The sequence below is a fragment of the Pseudoflavonifractor phocaeensis genome, assembly GCF_021531815.1.
GTDB lineage: Bacteria > Bacillota > Clostridia > Oscillospirales > Oscillospiraceae > Lawsonibacter > Lawsonibacter phocaeensis_A.
Genome location: NZ_JADYUM010000010.1, coordinates 63,025 through 79,648 on the forward strand (window position 1 = coordinate 63,025; position 16,624 = coordinate 79,648).

At 56.9% G+C, this 16,624-nt stretch carries 9 protein-coding genes, 3 pseudogenes and 1 riboswitch; of the genes and pseudogenes, 9 read left to right on the forward strand and 3 right to left on the reverse strand.

The genetic code is table 11. The features are described 5' to 3' along the window. Positions 1-26 precede the first annotated feature (26 nt). Positions 27-947: pseudogene (locus I6E42_RS07950) on the forward strand (SNF2-related protein); the annotation flags it as partial. Positions 948-1,014: 67 nt separating this feature from the next. Here the strand turns inward: I6E42_RS07950 and I6E42_RS07955 are convergent. The 3 genes and pseudogenes from I6E42_RS07955 to I6E42_RS07970 all read right to left on the reverse strand — a co-directional run. Next, a pseudogene (locus I6E42_RS07955) lies at positions 1,015-1,212 on the reverse strand (TnpV protein); the annotation flags it as partial. A gap of 550 nt (positions 1,213-1,762) precedes the next feature. Then, a pseudogene (locus I6E42_RS12855) lies at positions 1,763-3,322 on the reverse strand (C40 family peptidase); the annotation flags it as partial. Further along, entirely contained in the window at positions 3,319-4,578 is a 1,260-nt protein-coding gene (locus I6E42_RS07970; protein ID WP_459559322.1) for a VirB4-like conjugal transfer ATPase, CD1110 family, read from the reverse strand. The pseudogene I6E42_RS12855 and the gene I6E42_RS07970, both read right to left, overlap by 4 nt. A 72-nt stretch (positions 4,579-4,650) precedes the next feature. Here I6E42_RS07970 and I6E42_RS07980 point away from each other — a divergent pair, with 72 nt between their 5' ends. From I6E42_RS07980 to I6E42_RS08015, 8 genes are all read left to right on the forward strand, one after another. Continuing rightward, positions 4,651-5,193 (forward strand): hypothetical protein, encoded by a 543-nt coding sequence (locus I6E42_RS07980; protein WP_235371387.1) that lies wholly within the window; start codon positions 4,651-4,653, stop codon positions 5,191-5,193. 286 nt (positions 5,194-5,479) lie between these two features. Further along, positions 5,480-6,412, forward strand: coding sequence for a cysteine synthase A (gene cysK, locus I6E42_RS07985; protein WP_235371388.1), 933 nt, complete (start codon positions 5,480-5,482; stop codon positions 6,410-6,412). Between the two features lie 166 nt (positions 6,413-6,578). Further along, on the forward strand, positions 6,579-7,454 hold the full coding sequence (gene pdxS / locus I6E42_RS07990) for a pyridoxal 5'-phosphate synthase lyase subunit PdxS (RefSeq protein WP_235371389.1): 876 nt from the start codon (positions 6,579-6,581) through the stop codon (positions 7,452-7,454). A gap of 1 nt (position 7,455) precedes the next feature. Continuing rightward, on the forward strand, positions 7,456-8,019 hold the full coding sequence (pdxT, locus tag I6E42_RS07995) for a pyridoxal 5'-phosphate synthase glutaminase subunit PdxT (RefSeq protein ID WP_235371390.1): 564 nt from the start codon (positions 7,456-7,458) through the stop codon (positions 8,017-8,019). A 326-nt stretch (positions 8,020-8,345) separates the two neighbouring features. After that, a riboswitch (cyclic di-GMP riboswitch) is annotated at positions 8,346-8,432 on the forward strand. A gap of 93 nt (positions 8,433-8,525) precedes the next feature. Continuing rightward, entirely contained in the window at positions 8,526-8,816 is a 291-nt protein-coding gene (locus I6E42_RS08000; protein WP_235371391.1) for a DNA repair protein, read from the forward strand. Then, the gene (lepB, locus tag I6E42_RS08005) at positions 8,816-9,415 is read left to right on the forward strand and encodes a signal peptidase I (RefSeq protein ID WP_235371392.1); all 600 of its coding nucleotides are present in this window, start codon (positions 8,816-8,818) and stop codon (positions 9,413-9,415) included. Before I6E42_RS08000 ends, lepB begins: the two co-directional genes overlap by 1 nt. 59 nt (positions 9,416-9,474) lie before the next feature. After that, positions 9,475-14,865 (forward strand): DUF7601 domain-containing protein, encoded by a 5,391-nt coding sequence (locus I6E42_RS08010; protein ID WP_235371393.1) that lies wholly within the window; start codon positions 9,475-9,477, stop codon positions 14,863-14,865. 85 nt (positions 14,866-14,950) lie between these two features. Then, on the forward strand, positions 14,951-16,573 hold the full coding sequence (locus I6E42_RS08015) for a SpaH/EbpB family LPXTG-anchored major pilin (protein WP_235371394.1): 1,623 nt from the start codon (positions 14,951-14,953) through the stop codon (positions 16,571-16,573). Positions 16,574-16,624: the final 51 nt, after the last annotated feature.

Genomic DNA, 16,624 nt, shown 5'->3' on the forward strand with positions numbered 1-16,624 from the left:
CCGGCAACGGGAGCATATCGTCCTGCCGTTATGTCACGGAGGGTACTTTCGACGCCTACCTTTGGCAGACCGTTGAGAATAAGCAGCGTTTCATTTCCCAAATCATGACCTCCAAATCCCCGGTCCGCTCCTGTGAGGATGTGGATGCCACGGCGCTGTCCTTTGCGGAAATCAAGGCGCTGTGTGCCGGTGATCCCCGTATCAAAGAGCGCATGGATTTGGATGTGGAGGTTTCCAAGCTGAAGATTCTGAAAGCGGCCCATCAAAGCAAGCAGTTCCAATTGGAGGACAATCTGCTGAAATACTTTCCGGAGCAGATCAAGGAAAACACAGGCTTCATCCGTGGGCTGGAAGCCGACTTGCAGACCCTCGCTGCACATCCGCTCCCCAAGGAGGGATTTGTCGGCATGGAGATTCGGGGCGACAAGCTCACCGACAAGGAGAACGCCGGTGCCGCGCTGCTGGACGCCTGCAAGGAGTTCAAGGGCAAAGAGCCGGTGCAGATCGGCAGCTATCGCGGCTTTTCCATGTCCATCGCCTTTGACCCGATTTGGCAACGGTACACCCTGACCCTGAAAGGGCAGATGACCCATGAGGTTGATTTGGGCACGGATGCCAAGGGCAATTTGCTCCGCATTGAAAATGCGCTGGACAGAACACCGGACCGGCTGCGCGCTGTGCAGGCCCAGCTTGAAAACCTCTACAACCAGCAGGAGGCAGCAAAGGCCGAGGTCGGCAAACCGTTTCCCCAGGAACAGGAGCTGGCAGAAAAGACCGCGCGGCTGGTGGAGCTGGATTTGATTCTCAACCTGGACAGTAAAGGGCGGAACCAGCCGGAGCAGGCAATCGCAAAAGCAAACCGCCCCTCCGTGCTGGATAAGCTGAAAACGCTGCCGGTTCACAGCGCACCCGACAAGCCCCATAAGAAAGAAATGGAGGTACGATAAGCCCGGGCATCATCAGCTCCAGACGCCGGTTCGCTGCCTCGTCGATCTCCCGCAGGTGCGGGTACAGCTTCTCGGACAACAGCAGGCTGTTCCACAGCACCGGGCGATGCTCCTTCAGGTAGTTCTTCCGCATCCTGCCGTACTTGCCCAGGGGCTGCGCCCCCTGCTCGGACAGTCTCAGGCCGGGAATCAGATAATCCCCGTTCTTCGCGTAAATCAGTTCGCTCATGGCTTTCGCTCCTTTCCGCCAGCTTCTGGCGCTCATAGTTCTTGATGGTGACTTCGATTTGACGCAGGACCTGCTCACTGGACTGGCTGATGGCTGTGCCCAGGGCGGCGACGGTCTGAGGTGTGTTGAAATCAAAGACGTTCAGGAAATCCTCATGCTCAAAGTAGTCTCCCGGCTCCATACCGCAGCGGGAAAGGAGAACGTAGGTGGTGCTGACCACCGCAGCGTTCCGGAAGGCCACTCCGATGTTGAAATCATCATATTCCTCCAAAAAGGAATCTTCAACGATGTTGAGGATGTCCCGTTGATGGGCGTTCCAGAACTCGTCCACCAACTGTGCCGCTATGCACTCCAGCTGGTCCGCCAGCCCGTTCTCTCCGGTAACTTCAAAGCGGCGCTCCAATGCCGCCGTCACCGCGTCCCGATGTTCTGGCCGGTACTCCCAAAGGAAAGGGCGGCGAGAGTTCTCGCCGCCGCCTGTGTCCGATACATCAAATACATATTTCAGTCTGGGCCGGTCGCCGGTAGTGTCAATGAGGGCAATTCCCTTACTGCCTTGCCGCACATACCGGCGCATCTGATTGTTCCACAATACCAGGTCGCCCGGTTTGGCATTGGAAGCGGAAACCGGCGTACAGATATTGCACAGTCCCTGCGCGCCAAGCCTGCCCACATCCCAGCCGGAGTGATTGATGACCCAGCTGACAAAACCGGAGCAGTCAAAGGAGGTGGACGGGCTGCTGCCGCCCCACACATAGGGGTAGCCCAAATACTTCTCCGCTTCTTCGATCATGGCTGCAAAGACTTCATCCTCCAGGGCCTCCGGGGGAATTTCATAGTCGGTGTAGCTGTTGTTGACATACTTGTCGATATAATCGGAGTACGGGAACAGGTCCGGCCGGTTGCCCAGGGTCGCCATGTAGACGGCGTACATCCCCAACTGTTCCTCGCCCATGATATAGACGGGCAGATGGGACAAGTTGAAATTATCCAGCGTGACTGTGCAGATGTAGTAGTCGTAGTACACCCGGTAGGTGTCGGTATGGGTGTTGCCCTCGTCATCCGTCCAGGTGTCCGTTTCCGTGTAGTACCGTTCCTCCACTACCACATCCTCGGTGAGAATGTACTGGCGGTCAAAGAGCATCTGAAGCGTACCTTGTACTTCGGCCAGCGTCCACTCGCCCTGATGCAGCGCCGTGAGAATGGAGATCAGCACATAGGGGTCATGCTCAATGTCATCCAGGTCGAAATGGTACTCGTCGTAGTCGTGGGTACTTTCATAGCTATCCAGGTAGTCCCGCAGTTCCTCCTCCATGGCACAATAGGCGGCCTCTGCACCCAACATATCCTCATCCCGGGAGGGATAGGTGCTGGCAGCAATACCGGAGCCGACGCCATCCATCAGTACGGAGCAGGAGGACAGGCCATTGAGGAAAAAGGACAACATCAGAAAGAGAGCGGCCACGATACCGAAGCCCCGCCGGTGCCGCCACACAAACTGTCCGGCCTCCTTGACTTTTTCGGTCGCTTTCTCAGCGGCGCTGGCGGTGTTTTCCGCCGTCTTTTGGGCCGTGTCAGCAGTTTTGGCGGACTTGGCAGCGGCGTACTGCCGCTTGATGGCCTGCTTCTGCTGCCACTTGGAGATCGGGTTGCTGGTCGGAGATTCCATCTGTGCCTTTTGATACAGCGCATCCAGGTTTGCCTTTTCCAGTTTGGATTCCGCAGTTGCCGCAGCGCGGTAAGGTTTGAGCTGATGGGAACGGTGGGCGGACTGTACCATCCGCCCGCCGTTCTCGACGGTTTCCTCCAGCTTATGCGCGGATTCCACACCCACATTGTCATCCTCACTCTCACGCACCTCCCGGTGGAATTGCGTGAGAACTGTGTTGCCGGGAGCATCCTGCACCGCATGGGTGAGCTTGGAGGGGGGCTTTTTCTTGTCCACTTCCTCAAAGCGGAGGCTGGTTTTGACCTTACCGGTGGCAGGGTCAAAACCGCGCTCCTTTTTGACAGCGGTGGTTTTGGGGATTCTCGCCTGGGCCTTGTCTGCCTTGGCCGCAGCTTTTTCAGCCTTGCGGATAGGTTTTTTCAGCTTCGGCTCGGCGCGATCTACGTCGGAGAACTGTAAACGCGGTTCCCGTTTCATGCGCCCGACACCTCTTGGGGTTTGGTGGTCATCACCTTATACAGCTCGGTGTCCTTGGGGAAGTGGTCGATGAACGGCAGAATGGTGTTGCCGTAAAACAGCAGCCCCTCACCCTCGCCGGAGTGGGTCACATAGGAGAGCTGGTGGGGCGAAATGTTCAGCTGCTTGGCGAGAATCTGCCGGTCGCCTGCTGCCTGGTTGAGCATATAGATGAAGTCGCTGTTTTCAAAGATGTTCTCCACCTCACGGGAGGAAAGCAGGTCTTTGACATTCTGGGTGATGCCGGTGGGGATGCCGCCCCATTTACGGAATCTTTTCCAAATCTCGACGGAATACGCCGCAGTCTGTTCCTCTTTCAGCAGCAGGTGGAACTCGTCCATGTAGTAGCGGGTGGCTTTCTGATACGGCACATCCGCAGGACCGCTCTCGCCGTCGCGGTTGGACTTGGAGAATCGGTTTTCCGTGACGCGGTTCCAGACCTGATCCTGAACGATGTGCATACCGATTTTTTTGAGCTGCTTGCCCAGCTCCCGGATGTCGTAGCAGACGATGCGGTTGCGGATGTTCACGTCGGTCCGGTGGTTGAACACGGACAGAGAGCCGGAAACGTAGATTTCCAGCGCCGTGGCGATATACTGCGCCTCTTTTTCCTCCTGTTCCCGCAGGGCCTGATACAAGTCTCCCAGGATGGGCATATTCTCCGGGCTTGGGTCGTTCAGGTAGTCCCGGTAGACCAGCCGCACACAGCGGTCGATGATGGTTTTCTCAACCGGGGCAAGGCCCTCCTTACCGCCCACGATCAGCTCACACAGGCTGAGAATGAAGTCGGACTTCAAAGACAGCGGATTATCATCGTCGCTGTAATTGAGGTTCAGGTCCATGGGGTTGATGTGGTGCGGAGAAGTGGGCGAGATTTTGATGACCTGTCCGCCCAGCCGCTCCACCAGGGGCGCATATTCGCCCTCCGGGTCGCAGATGATGATGTCATCATGGGTGACAAGGAACGCATTGGAGATCTCGCGCTTTGCGCTGAAGGACTTGCCGCTGTTGTGGGCGATGATGCCGTTCTCCAGCACGAAGTTGAGCCGGTGCGGGACGCTCATGTCATAAACCGGGATTTTCTCGGGCAGCTCCAGCGTTTCCGCCCGGATAACGGTGTGGCCGCCGCTGAGCTGTTGGCCTGCCCGGATGTTGGCTGCCTCCACATAGTTGCCGTTGGCGTCCAGAATCAAATGGGTACCGGTGCAGCGGAACATGGAGCCGTCCGCGAGGGTGATCTGCCGCAGCTCATCCACATATTTCTCAATGCGGATTTGGGACACGAATATGTGCAGAAGAGTGCGTTGACGTTCAGCGATGGGCTATTCATTCAACCGGTTTTGGGGAAGAAAAAAGCTGGGGATTTTACAGATGAGGCAATTGTACGGTCCTATCAGACGTTGATCGATCATTACTACCGAAAGGACAATACGCTCTTATCAGTTCTGGAATACGAAATGGAATATGCGGGACCGAAAGAAGCCATTCATCACGCCATTATGCGTAAAAATTTCGGCTGCACGCATATGATCATTGGCCGGGACCATGCCGGCGTAGGGAATTTTTATTCGCCCTATGCCGCCCAGGAAATCTTCCGGGAATTCCCAGATCTTGAGATCCAGCCGATCATTTTGAACTCCTTCTTTTTCTGCAAAAAGTGCGAAGCAATGGCAAACGAGAAGACATGTCCTCATCCGCGATGCGATCATGTTGATTTCAGCGGGACCAAAATCCGCAGATTCTTTACCTCCGGCGATGGCGATTTGTCCGGGCTAATGCGGCCGGAAGTGGTGCGGGAAATCATGAACACCCCAAACCGCTTTGTTGATTGATGAAGGCAGCATGGTAAAAATAAGTTAGGAAGTCTGCGCCGAAAGAACGGAGCGGAGAAGACAAAAGGGAGGCGTTTCGTAAAGAGACGCCTCCCTTTTTTGATACGGACAAAATTTTTTGAAGATCACTCTTGACAAAAACGGCGGCACTGCTTATAATCCATATTAACATACTTGAAAGGTTGGTATTGAAATGAGGAGTCACCTGCCATACTTTCGATGTCGCCGGTATTGCTGAAAAACATAAAACCGGATGAAATTTCAACAATATCGGGAGGAATTGATCATGAGCAAAATTTATACATCCGCTGACCAGCTGATCGGGAAAACGCCCCTGCTGGAACTGGTACACATCGAAAAAGCGGAGGGGCTGGAGGCCCGCGTTCTGGGCAAGCTGGAGTATTTCAACCCTGCCGGCAGCGTCAAGGACCGTATCGCCAAGGCCATGATCGATGACGCCGAGGCCAAGGGCCTTCTGAAGCCCGGCTCCGTCATCATCGAGCCCACCTCCGGCAACACCGGTATCGGCTTAGCTTCTGTGGCCGCTGCCCGTGGCTACCGTATTATCATTGTTATGCCTGAAACCATGAGCGTGGAGCGCCGCCAACTGATGAAGGCCTACGGCGCGGAGCTGGTGCTCACCGAGGGCGCCAAGGGTATGAAGGGCGCCATCGCCAAGGCCGATGAGCTGGCCAAGGAGATCCCCAACAGCTTCATCCCCGGCCAGTTTGTGAATCCCGCCAACCCCGCCGTCCACAAGGCCACTACCGGACCCGAGATCTGGGAGGACACCGACGGCAAGGTGGATATTTTCGTGGCCGGCGTGGGGACCGGCGGCACTGTCACTGGCACCGGCGAGTACCTGAAGAGCCAGAATCCCAATGTGAAGGTGGTGGCGGTGGAGCCCGCCGGGTCCCCGGTGCTGAGCAAAGGCACCCTCGGCGCCCACAAGATCCAGGGCATCGGCGCGGGCTTCGTCCCTGATGTGCTGGATACCAAGATCTATGACGAGGTCATCGCCGTGGAGAACGACGACGCCTTTGCCACCGGCAAGCTGATTGGCAAGTCCGAGGGCGTGCTGGTGGGTATCTCCTCCGGCGCCGCTGTGTGGGCCGCTATCCAGCTGGCCAAGCGGCCGGAGAACAAGGGCAAGACCATTGTGGCTCTGCTGCCCGATACCGGCGACCGCTACCTGTCCACCCCGCTGTTCGCGGATTGAGGCAAAAGCATGTGCGAGACTGCCAGAAATGGCAGTCTCGTTTTTTATCCGCACAAGTGCTTCAACGCCCGAACTGATCTTATTAAAATAAAGGAAACTGGACCTTTTCAAGATACCAATTTGTGATATGATTGATTTACCAATCAACCTTGTGGGTATATATAAAATGGAAAAGACGAGATATGAGTTGAATAAGGAGCTGGCCCAGATGTTGAAGGGCGGCGTCATCATGGACGTGACCACGCCGGAGCAGGCAAAGATCGCCGAGGCCGCCGGCGCCTGCGCCGTCATGGCCCTGGAGCGCATCCCCGCCGACATCCGGGCAGCCGGGGGCGTGTCCCGCATGAGCGACCCCAAGATGATCCGGGGCATTCAGGAGGCCGTCACCATCCCCGTCATGGCCAAGTGCCGTATCGGCCATTTTGTGGAAGCCCAGATTCTGGAGGCCATTGAGATCGACTATATCGACGAGAGCGAGGTCCTGTCTCCCGCCGATGACGTGTACCATATCGACAAGACCAAGTTCAAGGTACCCTTCGTCTGCGGCGCCAGGGACTTGGGAGAGGCGCTGCGGCGTATTGCCGAGGGTGCTTCCATGATCCACACCAAGGGCGAGCCGGGCACCGGCGACGTGGTCCAGGCGGTGCGCCATATGCGCGCTATGAATGCGGAGATCCGCCGGGTGCAGAACCTCCAGGAAGACGAACTTTTTGAGGCGGCCAAGCAACTCCAGGTGCCTCTGGACCTGCTGCGCTACGTCCATGAAAACGGGAAGCTGCCGGTGGTCAACTTCGCTGCCGGCGGAGTGGCCACCCCCGCCGACGCGGCCCTGATGATGCAGCTGGGAGCCGAGGGCGTGTTTGTGGGCTCCGGCATCTTCAAATCCGGCGACCCGGCCAAGCGCGCCGCCGCCATCGTTCAGGCTGTCACCAACTACACCGACGCCAAGCGCATCGCGGAGCTGTCCACCGATCTGGGCGAGGCCATGGTGGGGATCAACGAAAGCGAGATCGCCCTGCTGATGGCGGAGCGGGGGAAATGAGATGACCATTGCCATTCTGGCCCTCCAGGGGGCCTTTGCAGAGCACGCCGCCACGCTGGACCGGCTGGGGGTGGACCATTTTGAAATTCGCCAGCCCCGGGATTTGGAGCGGCCCTTCGACGGCCTGATCCTCCCCGGAGGTGAGAGCACCGTCATGGGGAAGCTTCTGCGGGATCTGGAGCTGTTTGAGCCGCTGCGGCAGCGTATTCAGGCGGGGCTGCCGGTTTTCGGGACATGCGCCGGTTTGATCCTGCTGGCCAAGGAGGTAGAAGGAGGCATTCCCTGTTTCGGGACCATGGACATCGCGGTTCGGCGCAACGCCTATGGCCGGCAGCTGGGCAGCTTCTATACCGAGGCGGACTGCAAAGGAGTAGGCACCATTCCCCTGACCTTTATCCGAGCCCCGTATATTGAATCTGTCTCCGGCGGCGCCCAGGTGCTGGCCACTGTGGACGGCAATATCGTGGCTGCCCGGCAGGAGAACCAGTTGGTGGCAGCGTTCCATCCGGAATTGAGTGATGACCTGTCGGTGCATCGCTATTTCCTGACTATGGTGGGCGGTTGACCGGGAACTTCACACATGGGGACAAATCGCGGACAAGAGCCGGCGCGGGAGATAAACAGCCTGCGCCGGCCCGGCTTTTCTCAGGGCCACTGTGGGGACGCCGGAGGGAAAACTTTAAAATTCAGATAAAACACCAAAAATTTAAGATTGTTTTTGTACATAATTTTTAAAAAACTGTGAACAAGAAAACACAAAATGTAACCGATTTTGTAACCAGTGCATGATATAATACACCCAACTAAAGAGCGCCGCCCCGAAAACCAGGCGGATACCCGCCTTTCGTTTCGTAAAATACGGGACGAGGAGGGCTGGCGGCGAAAAATACGAACAGAAAAGAGCAAACCGCGCGAAAGCGCGGGACGCAAAGCCCGAAGGCTAAAGCGGAGTTCCGCCATGCCGGTTCAGCTGCCTGTGCTGCCCGTGGTGCGGGACTCTTTTCTGGGACGGAGAGGGGCCGGCGGCCAGTGTGGCTGTCAGGCTCTTTTATTTTTTGGAGGATATGGACCATGGGAAGGACCCGACAGGCGGCAAAGAATCCCCTGAGGAAGCTGAGCAAGCTGGAACTGCTGGAACTGCTGGCGCAACAGGAGCGGGAGCTCCAGAGCCTCCGCGCTGAGTTGGCGGAGAAGGAGGCGCGGCTGGCGGACCGGGAACTGAAGATCCGGGAGTGCGGCTCCCTGGCGGAGGCGGCGCTGAAGCTCAGCGGCATCTTTGAGGCGGCCCAGCAGGCGGCCGACCAGTATCTGGAGAATGTAAAAGCCAGGACGGTCCCGCCCACGGATGAGGAGGCGCAGTGATGCCGGGAAGAAAACGCGCGAACAAAGCGCCGCTGGAATACCCCACCCTGGAGCAGATGGAGGAGGAGATCGCCCGGCTGAAATACCGGAAGCGGTACGGGCGGGCCCTGCGGGGGACGGTCTATTCCCTGGCAGTGGTGGCCGCTGTGGCCATCCTGATCGCCACCCTCTGGATGCCGGTCCTCCAGATCACCGGCGCCAGCATGACCCCCACGCTGGTGGACGGCCAGTTCGTGGTGGCGGTCAAGACCAGTGAGTTTGAGCCGGGAGACATCACGGCCTTCTACTATAATAATAAGATCCTCATCAAGCGGGTCATCGCCTCCGCAGGAGATTGGGTGGACATCAGCCAGGAGGGCGACGTCTATGTCAACGGCGTCCTGCTGGAGGAGCCCTACATCAAGGAAAAAGCCCTGGGCGAGTGCAATATCGAACTGCCCTACCAGGTCCCCGACGGAAAGGTCTTCGTCATGGGAGACGACCGGGCGGTGTCTCTGGACAGCCGGACCACGGCGGTGGGCCCGGTGAGCAAGGAACAGGTGCTGGGCCGGGTGGTATTCCGGGTCTGGCCGCTGAATGTCCTGGGCACAGTGGAGTAGTCATCCATCAAATTTGTAACATATAAAATTTACCATATATGGGGAAGGAGGTGTGGCGTATGCAGAGCGTGAAGCAGATGATCCGGAGTTTCACGAAACAGCGCAAGCAGAGGCGCAGAGCATACGCGGCATTTACCACATTGGCGATCCTGGTGTCCATCACCACGATGTACACCCTGTCCCAGCCGGCGGCCACCCTGGCGGCGGAGCCGGTCTGCGGACTGGAAGAACATGTCCACACCGCTGACTGCTACGCCAGGCAGCTGATCTGTGGGATCGAGGAGCAGTCCGCAGAGGAGGCGGAGGCCCACGTCCACGACGCCTCCTGCTATGAGCAGGTGGAGAAGCTGGTCTGCGGCCAGGAGGAGACGCCCTCCCACACCCACGATGACAGCTGCTGGGGCCTGATCTGCGGCCAGGACGAGTACGAGGCCCACACCCACGATGGCAGCTGTTACATCACCGTGGAGGAGTACGGCTGCGGTCAGGAGGAGTGTGAAGGCCATGAGCACTCCGACGCCTGTTACACCACCTATCGGGAACTGGCGTGCGGTCAGGACGAGTGCGAAGGCCACTGGCACGATGACAGCTGTTACGATGAGAACGGCGAGTTGATCTGCGACCAGGACGAGTACGAGGGCCACCAGCATGACGACAGCTGCTATGAGGAGACTGCCGAGCTGACCTGCGGCCTGGAGGAGGGCCCCGGCCACACCCACGACGAGAGCTGCCTCGTATCCCGCACCGAACTGACCTGCGGCGCCCAGGAGGGCCCTGGCCATGTCCACGATGACAGCTGCTACGGCTACATCTGCGGCCAGGAGGAGACCGAGGGCCACCAGCACACCGAAGACTGTTATGAACTGGAGGACGTGCTGGTCTGTACCGTCGGCCACGTCCATACCGACGCCTGCTACGCCGAGGTGCTCACCTGCGGGAAGACGGAGCACACCCACTCCTCCAACTGCTACGCGGAGACCGGATCTTCCGGGTCCTCCGGCTCCATCCGGACGGAGGACGAGGTCCTGGAGGAGCAGTTCCCGGAGGAACTGCCCGAAGGCTACCGCGCCTATGAGTTTGAAAACGAGGACGGTCTATCCATCCTGGCCTACGCCCCTGAAGACGCGTTTAAGACTGAGGTGGTCCTTTTTGCCCAGCAGCTGGCCGAGGGCAGCGACGGGTACGCTGAGGCCGAGGAAGGCCTGGAGCAGGAAGAGGATCTGGAGTATGACGGCTTTGTGGCTCTGGACATCCGCTTTGTGGACCCCAGCGCCGCCGACCCCACCGCCGAGGTGGAGCCTGATCCCAATGCGGGCCGGGTCTATGTGAAGATCGAGGCCAAGGCCCTGCTCCCCGACACTGCCGACGAGAGTTCTCTGGCGGTCCAGCACCATAAGGAGGAGGAACGCACCATTCTGGGCTTCATCCCTGTGGGCAAGGAGATGGTCATGGAGACCGTGGCCGATCAGAACAAGGAGACCGGCAAGATCGCCGTGACCCCCATCAAGCCGGAGAAGCCCCCGAAGGAAGAGATCAAGGAAAAGCCAATCAAAGAGGAGCCGGTGAAAGAGCCCCCGGTGAAGGAAGAACCTATTATTAAGGAAGAACCGGTGAAGGAAGAACCCATCAAGGAGCCGGTGGAGGAGCCCAAGGAGCCTGCGCCCGAAGTGCCCGTGGTGGAGGAACCCAAGGAGCCTGCGCCCGAAGTGCCCGTGGTGGAGGAGCCCAAGGAGCCCGCCGCTGAGGAGCCTGTGGTGGAGGAACCCGAGGAGCCCGCCACCGAGGAGCCTGTGGTGGAGGAACCCAATGAGGAGCCTAACGCAGGAGAACCCGCGGACGAGGAACCCGATGACCAGTCCGACGGAATGGTAGACGTCACCGCCGAGTTCACGGTGGACAGCTTCTCGACCTTTACTGTGACATGGGTCGATTCGAACGGCAAAAAAGCGATCATTCACTATGTGTATGAAGACGGAACTGAGATTGAAAATATCACACAAACAGATGTGCCGGTCTCCGGCAATGGTTCTGTTGCGCTGAAGGATTATGCGAAACCGATTAGTGGTTATTACTATTCAGCCGCCCACCTGGATACTTATGACGGCATAATTGCTACTGATGTTTCCTTCAACTCCAATCAGCCTAGTGATGATTACGATTATGGTAAACAGCGAATAGGAGATTGGTACTACTATGCCAATGAATGGCTCAACTGGCCGGATAAAAGCAATCAAGACGGCACAGTGCATGTCTATATGGTGTACGAATCCAATAACCCGAGCTTGATCCAAACTGCGGACACCTCCAAATTTGCAACGATTAACCTGTTTGACTATGACGCGAGAGACGATGACCCCACGAAGAACATTAACTATGGGCATACACTGTCGTTTACAGCGAGCAAGTACACGATTTATTATCGAGATACGTCCCAATCCTACAACGTATATTATAGTGGGACCACAGGACTGCAGCAGAAACTTGTCAGTTCGACATTGGTCGACGGCTATCCACAGTTAAAAGTTGGCAATCAGGAAAGCCTGTCCTATTTGTTCTCGCCGGATACGACAGACGGCGGAGTGGTCAACAAGTACCTGGGACTGAACCACCTGTTTATCCAGGATGGAAGCTATTACCGCTATGACAGCGCGGAGAACTTTGCGACGCTGATCCCCGACGGTGAAGACGTGATTGGGACCAATCAAAATTTCAATGTTTATAACAAAGCCAATCCCGGTGAAGCGGCGTCTGACCCCAACTTCCTTCCCTTGGATCAATACGGCGCCCAGAACGCAAGCACGACCAACTTCCACTTTGGTATGACTGTGTCAACGGAATTCATGATGCCGAAGAACTGCCAGGTCGATGGCGAAGACATGGTGTTCAATTTTGCCGGTGATGATGACGTCTGGGTGTACATTGACGACGTGCTTGTTTTGGACATGGGCGGCATCCATGACAACCTGAATGGCTCCATCAATTTCACGACAGGCACGGTACAAGTGGACGGCAAAGATGATACGACCTTGGCCCAGCTCTTTGCAGACGCCGAGAAAACCTGGGACGGCACGGAATTCTCCAAGCATACCTTTAATATGTTCTATTTGGAGCGCGGCGGTTCCGGTTCTAACTGCCGGATCGAGTTCAACATGTATAACCTGCAGAAGAACGCGCTCTATGTGGGCAAGAATCTGGAATCTTATGACGTTGGCGGAGAGGTGCCGGAGCCTGTCCAGGCTTATTTGAACAACATCGAGTTTAACTTCCGCGTCCTGAAAAAAGATGCACCGACGGATACGACCGCGGCGAGCGACCTCTTTATCAAGCCGGGGACCTCATATGATATTTATGCCAACGGCGTAGATACCGGACGGGACGGAGTGGTTGCCGCAGATGGAACGTTCAAGGTGAAGGCCGGTGAAAACGCTGTATTCTCAGACATCAGTGAAAACAGCGGCGAATATTACGTTCAGGAAGTGATCGAGAAGGACTACTCGACCCAATATGGCGACGTTATCTACACGGTCAGCGGAAACGGCGGGACCCAGGCAGTGAAAACGGGAGACATCTTGCTGGATGGCGTCTCTTTTGAAGGCCATGAGAGCGAAACCATCAATGCCAGAGATGGTACAGCTTATGTGGACTTCACCAACAAGATCGACTGGAGCAAGATCAGTCTGCTGTCTCTGACCAAGACGGTGAGGGGAACGCCGGCGGAAGGCAGTTCTGATACCTACTATTTCAAGGTCCTGCTGGGTGACGAGACTGGGGCGGAGGGTTCGGCCCTTCCCACCGGAACCACTTACCAGCTGTACGAGAGCAGCGCGGCCGGGTCGGCGGAGACCAAAACGGTTGGCGCGGACGGCCTGATCGCCCTACAGGAGGGCCAGGTGGCGAAGCTGAACATTCTGGCCGGTACCGAGTTCTACGTGATAGAGACGGACGCCGACGGCAATGCGATTCCCGGCAGCGGGGCGAAGGGCTTTGTCCCGACCTATGAGGTGGACGGCGCGGGCGCTAACAGTGATGCGGCGGCTGGCGTGATCAGCCAGGTGGCTAGCGAAGTTACGGTAGAGGTCACCAATACCTTCTGGAGTAGCACAGGCAGCGTGACCATCACCAAGAAGTTCAAGGACGCCGACGGGAATGTCTTGGTGGACCTGCCTGTCAATCCGGACCATATCTGCCTGACCCTGCAGGAATACTACATTCCCTACGGCAGCACGGAGAAGACGCTGGTAGGCAGCCCGAGAACCGTGCGGTTGGATTGGGATGAGGACAGCAGCGCCTTTACCGGCACGCTGTCCGGCGTGAAGTACTTCACCCAGTTTGAAATCCTGGCAGAGAAGCTGTGCAGCGCGGACTGCAAAACGGTTTCTCCGGGCGGGATCTGTACCGCCGAGTGCAAACCCATCCTGACGTCCGGCACGGGCTTCACCTGGAATGCCGGCGGCGATCTGACCATCGACCGGAATTACGGGGAGGCCGTAGCCACCGTTATCAAGTATCCGAAGAAGAGCAACGCAGTCTTTACGCTGTCTGGAACTGGTTATGTTGTGGTCTCCAGTACGGGCGGTTCCTCCGGTGACGGTAATGCTTATCTCTGGATGCCCTATGAGAACGAAATGACAGCGGAAGAAAAACAGGAAGTAAAAGCACGGATTTTCAAGATCGGCGAAGCCGCTTCGGGAGGCAACCGTTTCAATTTCAAGGAAAGCGATTTCTATTGGCTGTCTGATTCGGCGATAGGTGGATTCTCCAATGATGTGACCATTACACCGCTGGAGGATGGTGGAGTTACCATTGACTTCCGTGCGCAGTCGACCTGGACCATGTTCTGGTACGGCGAATTCAACTTTACCGATGTGAACATTGACGCGGGGCTGAGCAATACCATCCACACGGGAGACCTGGCCCTCACCAAGACGGTGAAGCTGAACGGCGGCGGCAGCGGTACGGGCACCTTTACCTTTGACCTCTCCGCCAAGGGACTGAAGGGCACCTACGAACTGGCCTATCAGAATGCCGACGGGACCGCGATGGCCAATCCGCCGATGGAGACAATTACCTTCCGGAACGGCGTCGCCACGGATCTCCAGCTTCCCGCAGGGGCCACGGTTACCATTCAGGGGCTCCCCGTTGGGGTGACAGTGAACGTGACCGAGACCCATTATGACGGCTACGCACCCAGTTGGTCGCTGACCGATCCGGAGACGGATCAGAACGCGACGGTACATCACGGCGCGACAGCGCAGGCCACCGTGAACGCGGAGACCGAGGCTGAAAAGATCGCACACATCTACTTTACCAATACCACCGGCGCGGCGCTGCCCAGCACGGGCGGCGCGGGCACCCACATTTTCACGCTCCTGGGCATGACGATGATGCTCGGTGCGGGCGTGCTGCTGATGCTTCAGCGGCGCAGAAGGGAGGGACCTGACGCCGGCTGAACCCAGGCATCCGCAGACCCCTTCCCCCGCGGGCAAATCCGTCAAGATTACACATTGTATTTGAAACTGAAAGGAGTTATCCTAAATGAAACACACAAAGAAGCTGTTCTCCCTGGCCCTGGCCTTCATCATGGCTATGGCCCTCATGGTCCCCGCCTTCGCGGTCGAAGCCAACAATGGCACGAATAACAGTACGGATGTGAACTATCAGACTGGTACCATCACCATCGACAACCCGGTATTGGGTGAAGACTATGCCATCTATCGCCTCCTGGACCTGGAGAGCTATAACAACACCACCGGGGCCTTTTCCTACAAGGTGAATACCACGTGGGCAGGTTTCTTTGAGCAGGATGCGATTGTTTTGGATGAAACTGATCCTGTCGATACCGGCTATGTAGTCATTGATGGCCAAGGCTATGTGACCTGGAAGGACGGCGCAAACGCTGCTGACTTTGCGGCGTTGGCCATTGCCTACGCCAAGGAGAATCGCATCGGTGCCGTTGAGGGGCCCGTGTCTCCCATGTATGATTTTGTCACCAATAAGGTTGAGAAAATTGTATTTACGAATCTGCCCCTGGGCTACTATCTGATCGACTCCTCTATGGGTACCCTGTGCGCTCTGGACACCACCAATAACGAAGTGACCGTGTACGAGAAGAACGGCGCGCCCACTTCCGAAAAGAAAGTTCAGGAAGATTCCACCAGCACCTACGGCGCCAGCAATACTGCCGACATCATCGATACCATCAATTATCAGGTGACCATCACGATTCCCGGCGGCAAGACCACTGGCAACACAGATGACAGCGTTCAGGACACGACCAACCCCGGCGCTCAGGACTATATCCTGCACGATGTGATGGATGAAGGACTCACCTTTGGCAGCGTAACCGGCATCACTTTGAACGGCGTGGCAGTTGCTACGGATAATTACGATGTAAAGACGAATGATTTGACCGACAACTGCGACTTTGAAGTTGTCTTTGGTGAGGCTTTCTGTGCCGGCCTGGAGAAAGACGACGAAGTGGTCGTCAGCTATACCGCCAAGTTTGACGGTGCCAAGAAGATTACTGCCAAACAGGAATATAAAAACAGCGCTTGGCTGACCTACGGCGATAAGCAGACTCAGACCCCTGCTACCACCACTTCCACCAAGACCTTTGATGTGAATGTGTTCAAGTTCTATCAAGATGGAACCACTCAGATGGGCCTGGCTAATGCGGAGTTCAAGCTGTACAAAGAAGTGGAAACAAGCGATGGCAAGAAGACATACTATGCCGTAGCTCCTAAAGCCGCAGACGAGGATGTTTACACGCTGACTGAGTGGACTGAAACGGTAAATTCTGCCACGATCTTTACATCCCCCGATGACGGCCAGTTCACGATCCACGGCCTGGACGCCGATACTTATTACCTGGTTGAGACTGAGGCCCCCGACGGCTACAACAAGCTGGCTTCTCCGGTTACCATCGTGATCGACGAGGCTGGCCACCTGAATCCGGCGGATGCCAAGGATACAAATGGGAATGGCGCGATCGACGAAGAGGAATATGCTACCCGAATCGAGGTCGAGAACAAGTCCGGCGCTGAGCTGCCCTCCACCGGCGGCATGGGCACCACCATCTTCTACGTGGTGGGCGGCGTGCTGATGGCCGGCGCTGCTATCCTGCTGATCACCAAGAAGAAGATGTCTGACGACCAGTAATATCCCCGGGGCTTCGGCCCCGCCATACCAGAGAAATACCTCCCGGGACCG

Excerpts from the sequence above, each read along its gene's own strand:
- cysK (WP_235371388.1), top strand. The coding sequence starts at position 5,480 with ATGAGCAAAATTTATACATCCGCTGACCAGCTGATCGGGAAAACGCCC.
- pdxS (WP_235371389.1), top strand. The coding sequence starts at position 6,579 with ATGGAAAAGACGAGATATGAGTTGAATAAGGAGCTGGCCCAGATGTTG.
- pdxT (WP_235371390.1), top strand. The coding sequence starts at position 7,456 with ATGACCATTGCCATTCTGGCCCTCCAGGGGGCCTTTGCAGAGCACGCC.
- I6E42_RS08010 (WP_235371393.1), top strand. The coding sequence starts at position 9,475 with ATGCAGAGCGTGAAGCAGATGATCCGGAGTTTCACGAAACAGCGCAAG.
- I6E42_RS08015 (WP_235371394.1), top strand. The coding sequence starts at position 14,951 with ATGAAACACACAAAGAAGCTGTTCTCCCTGGCCCTGGCCTTCATCATG.
- I6E42_RS07970 (WP_459559322.1), bottom strand. The coding sequence starts at position 4,578 with ATGTTCCGCTGCACCGGTACCCATTTGATTCTGGACGCCAACGGCAAC.
- lepB (WP_235371392.1), top strand. The coding sequence starts at position 8,816 with ATGCCGGGAAGAAAACGCGCGAACAAAGCGCCGCTGGAATACCCCACC.
- I6E42_RS08000 (WP_235371391.1), top strand. The coding sequence starts at position 8,526 with ATGGGAAGGACCCGACAGGCGGCAAAGAATCCCCTGAGGAAGCTGAGC.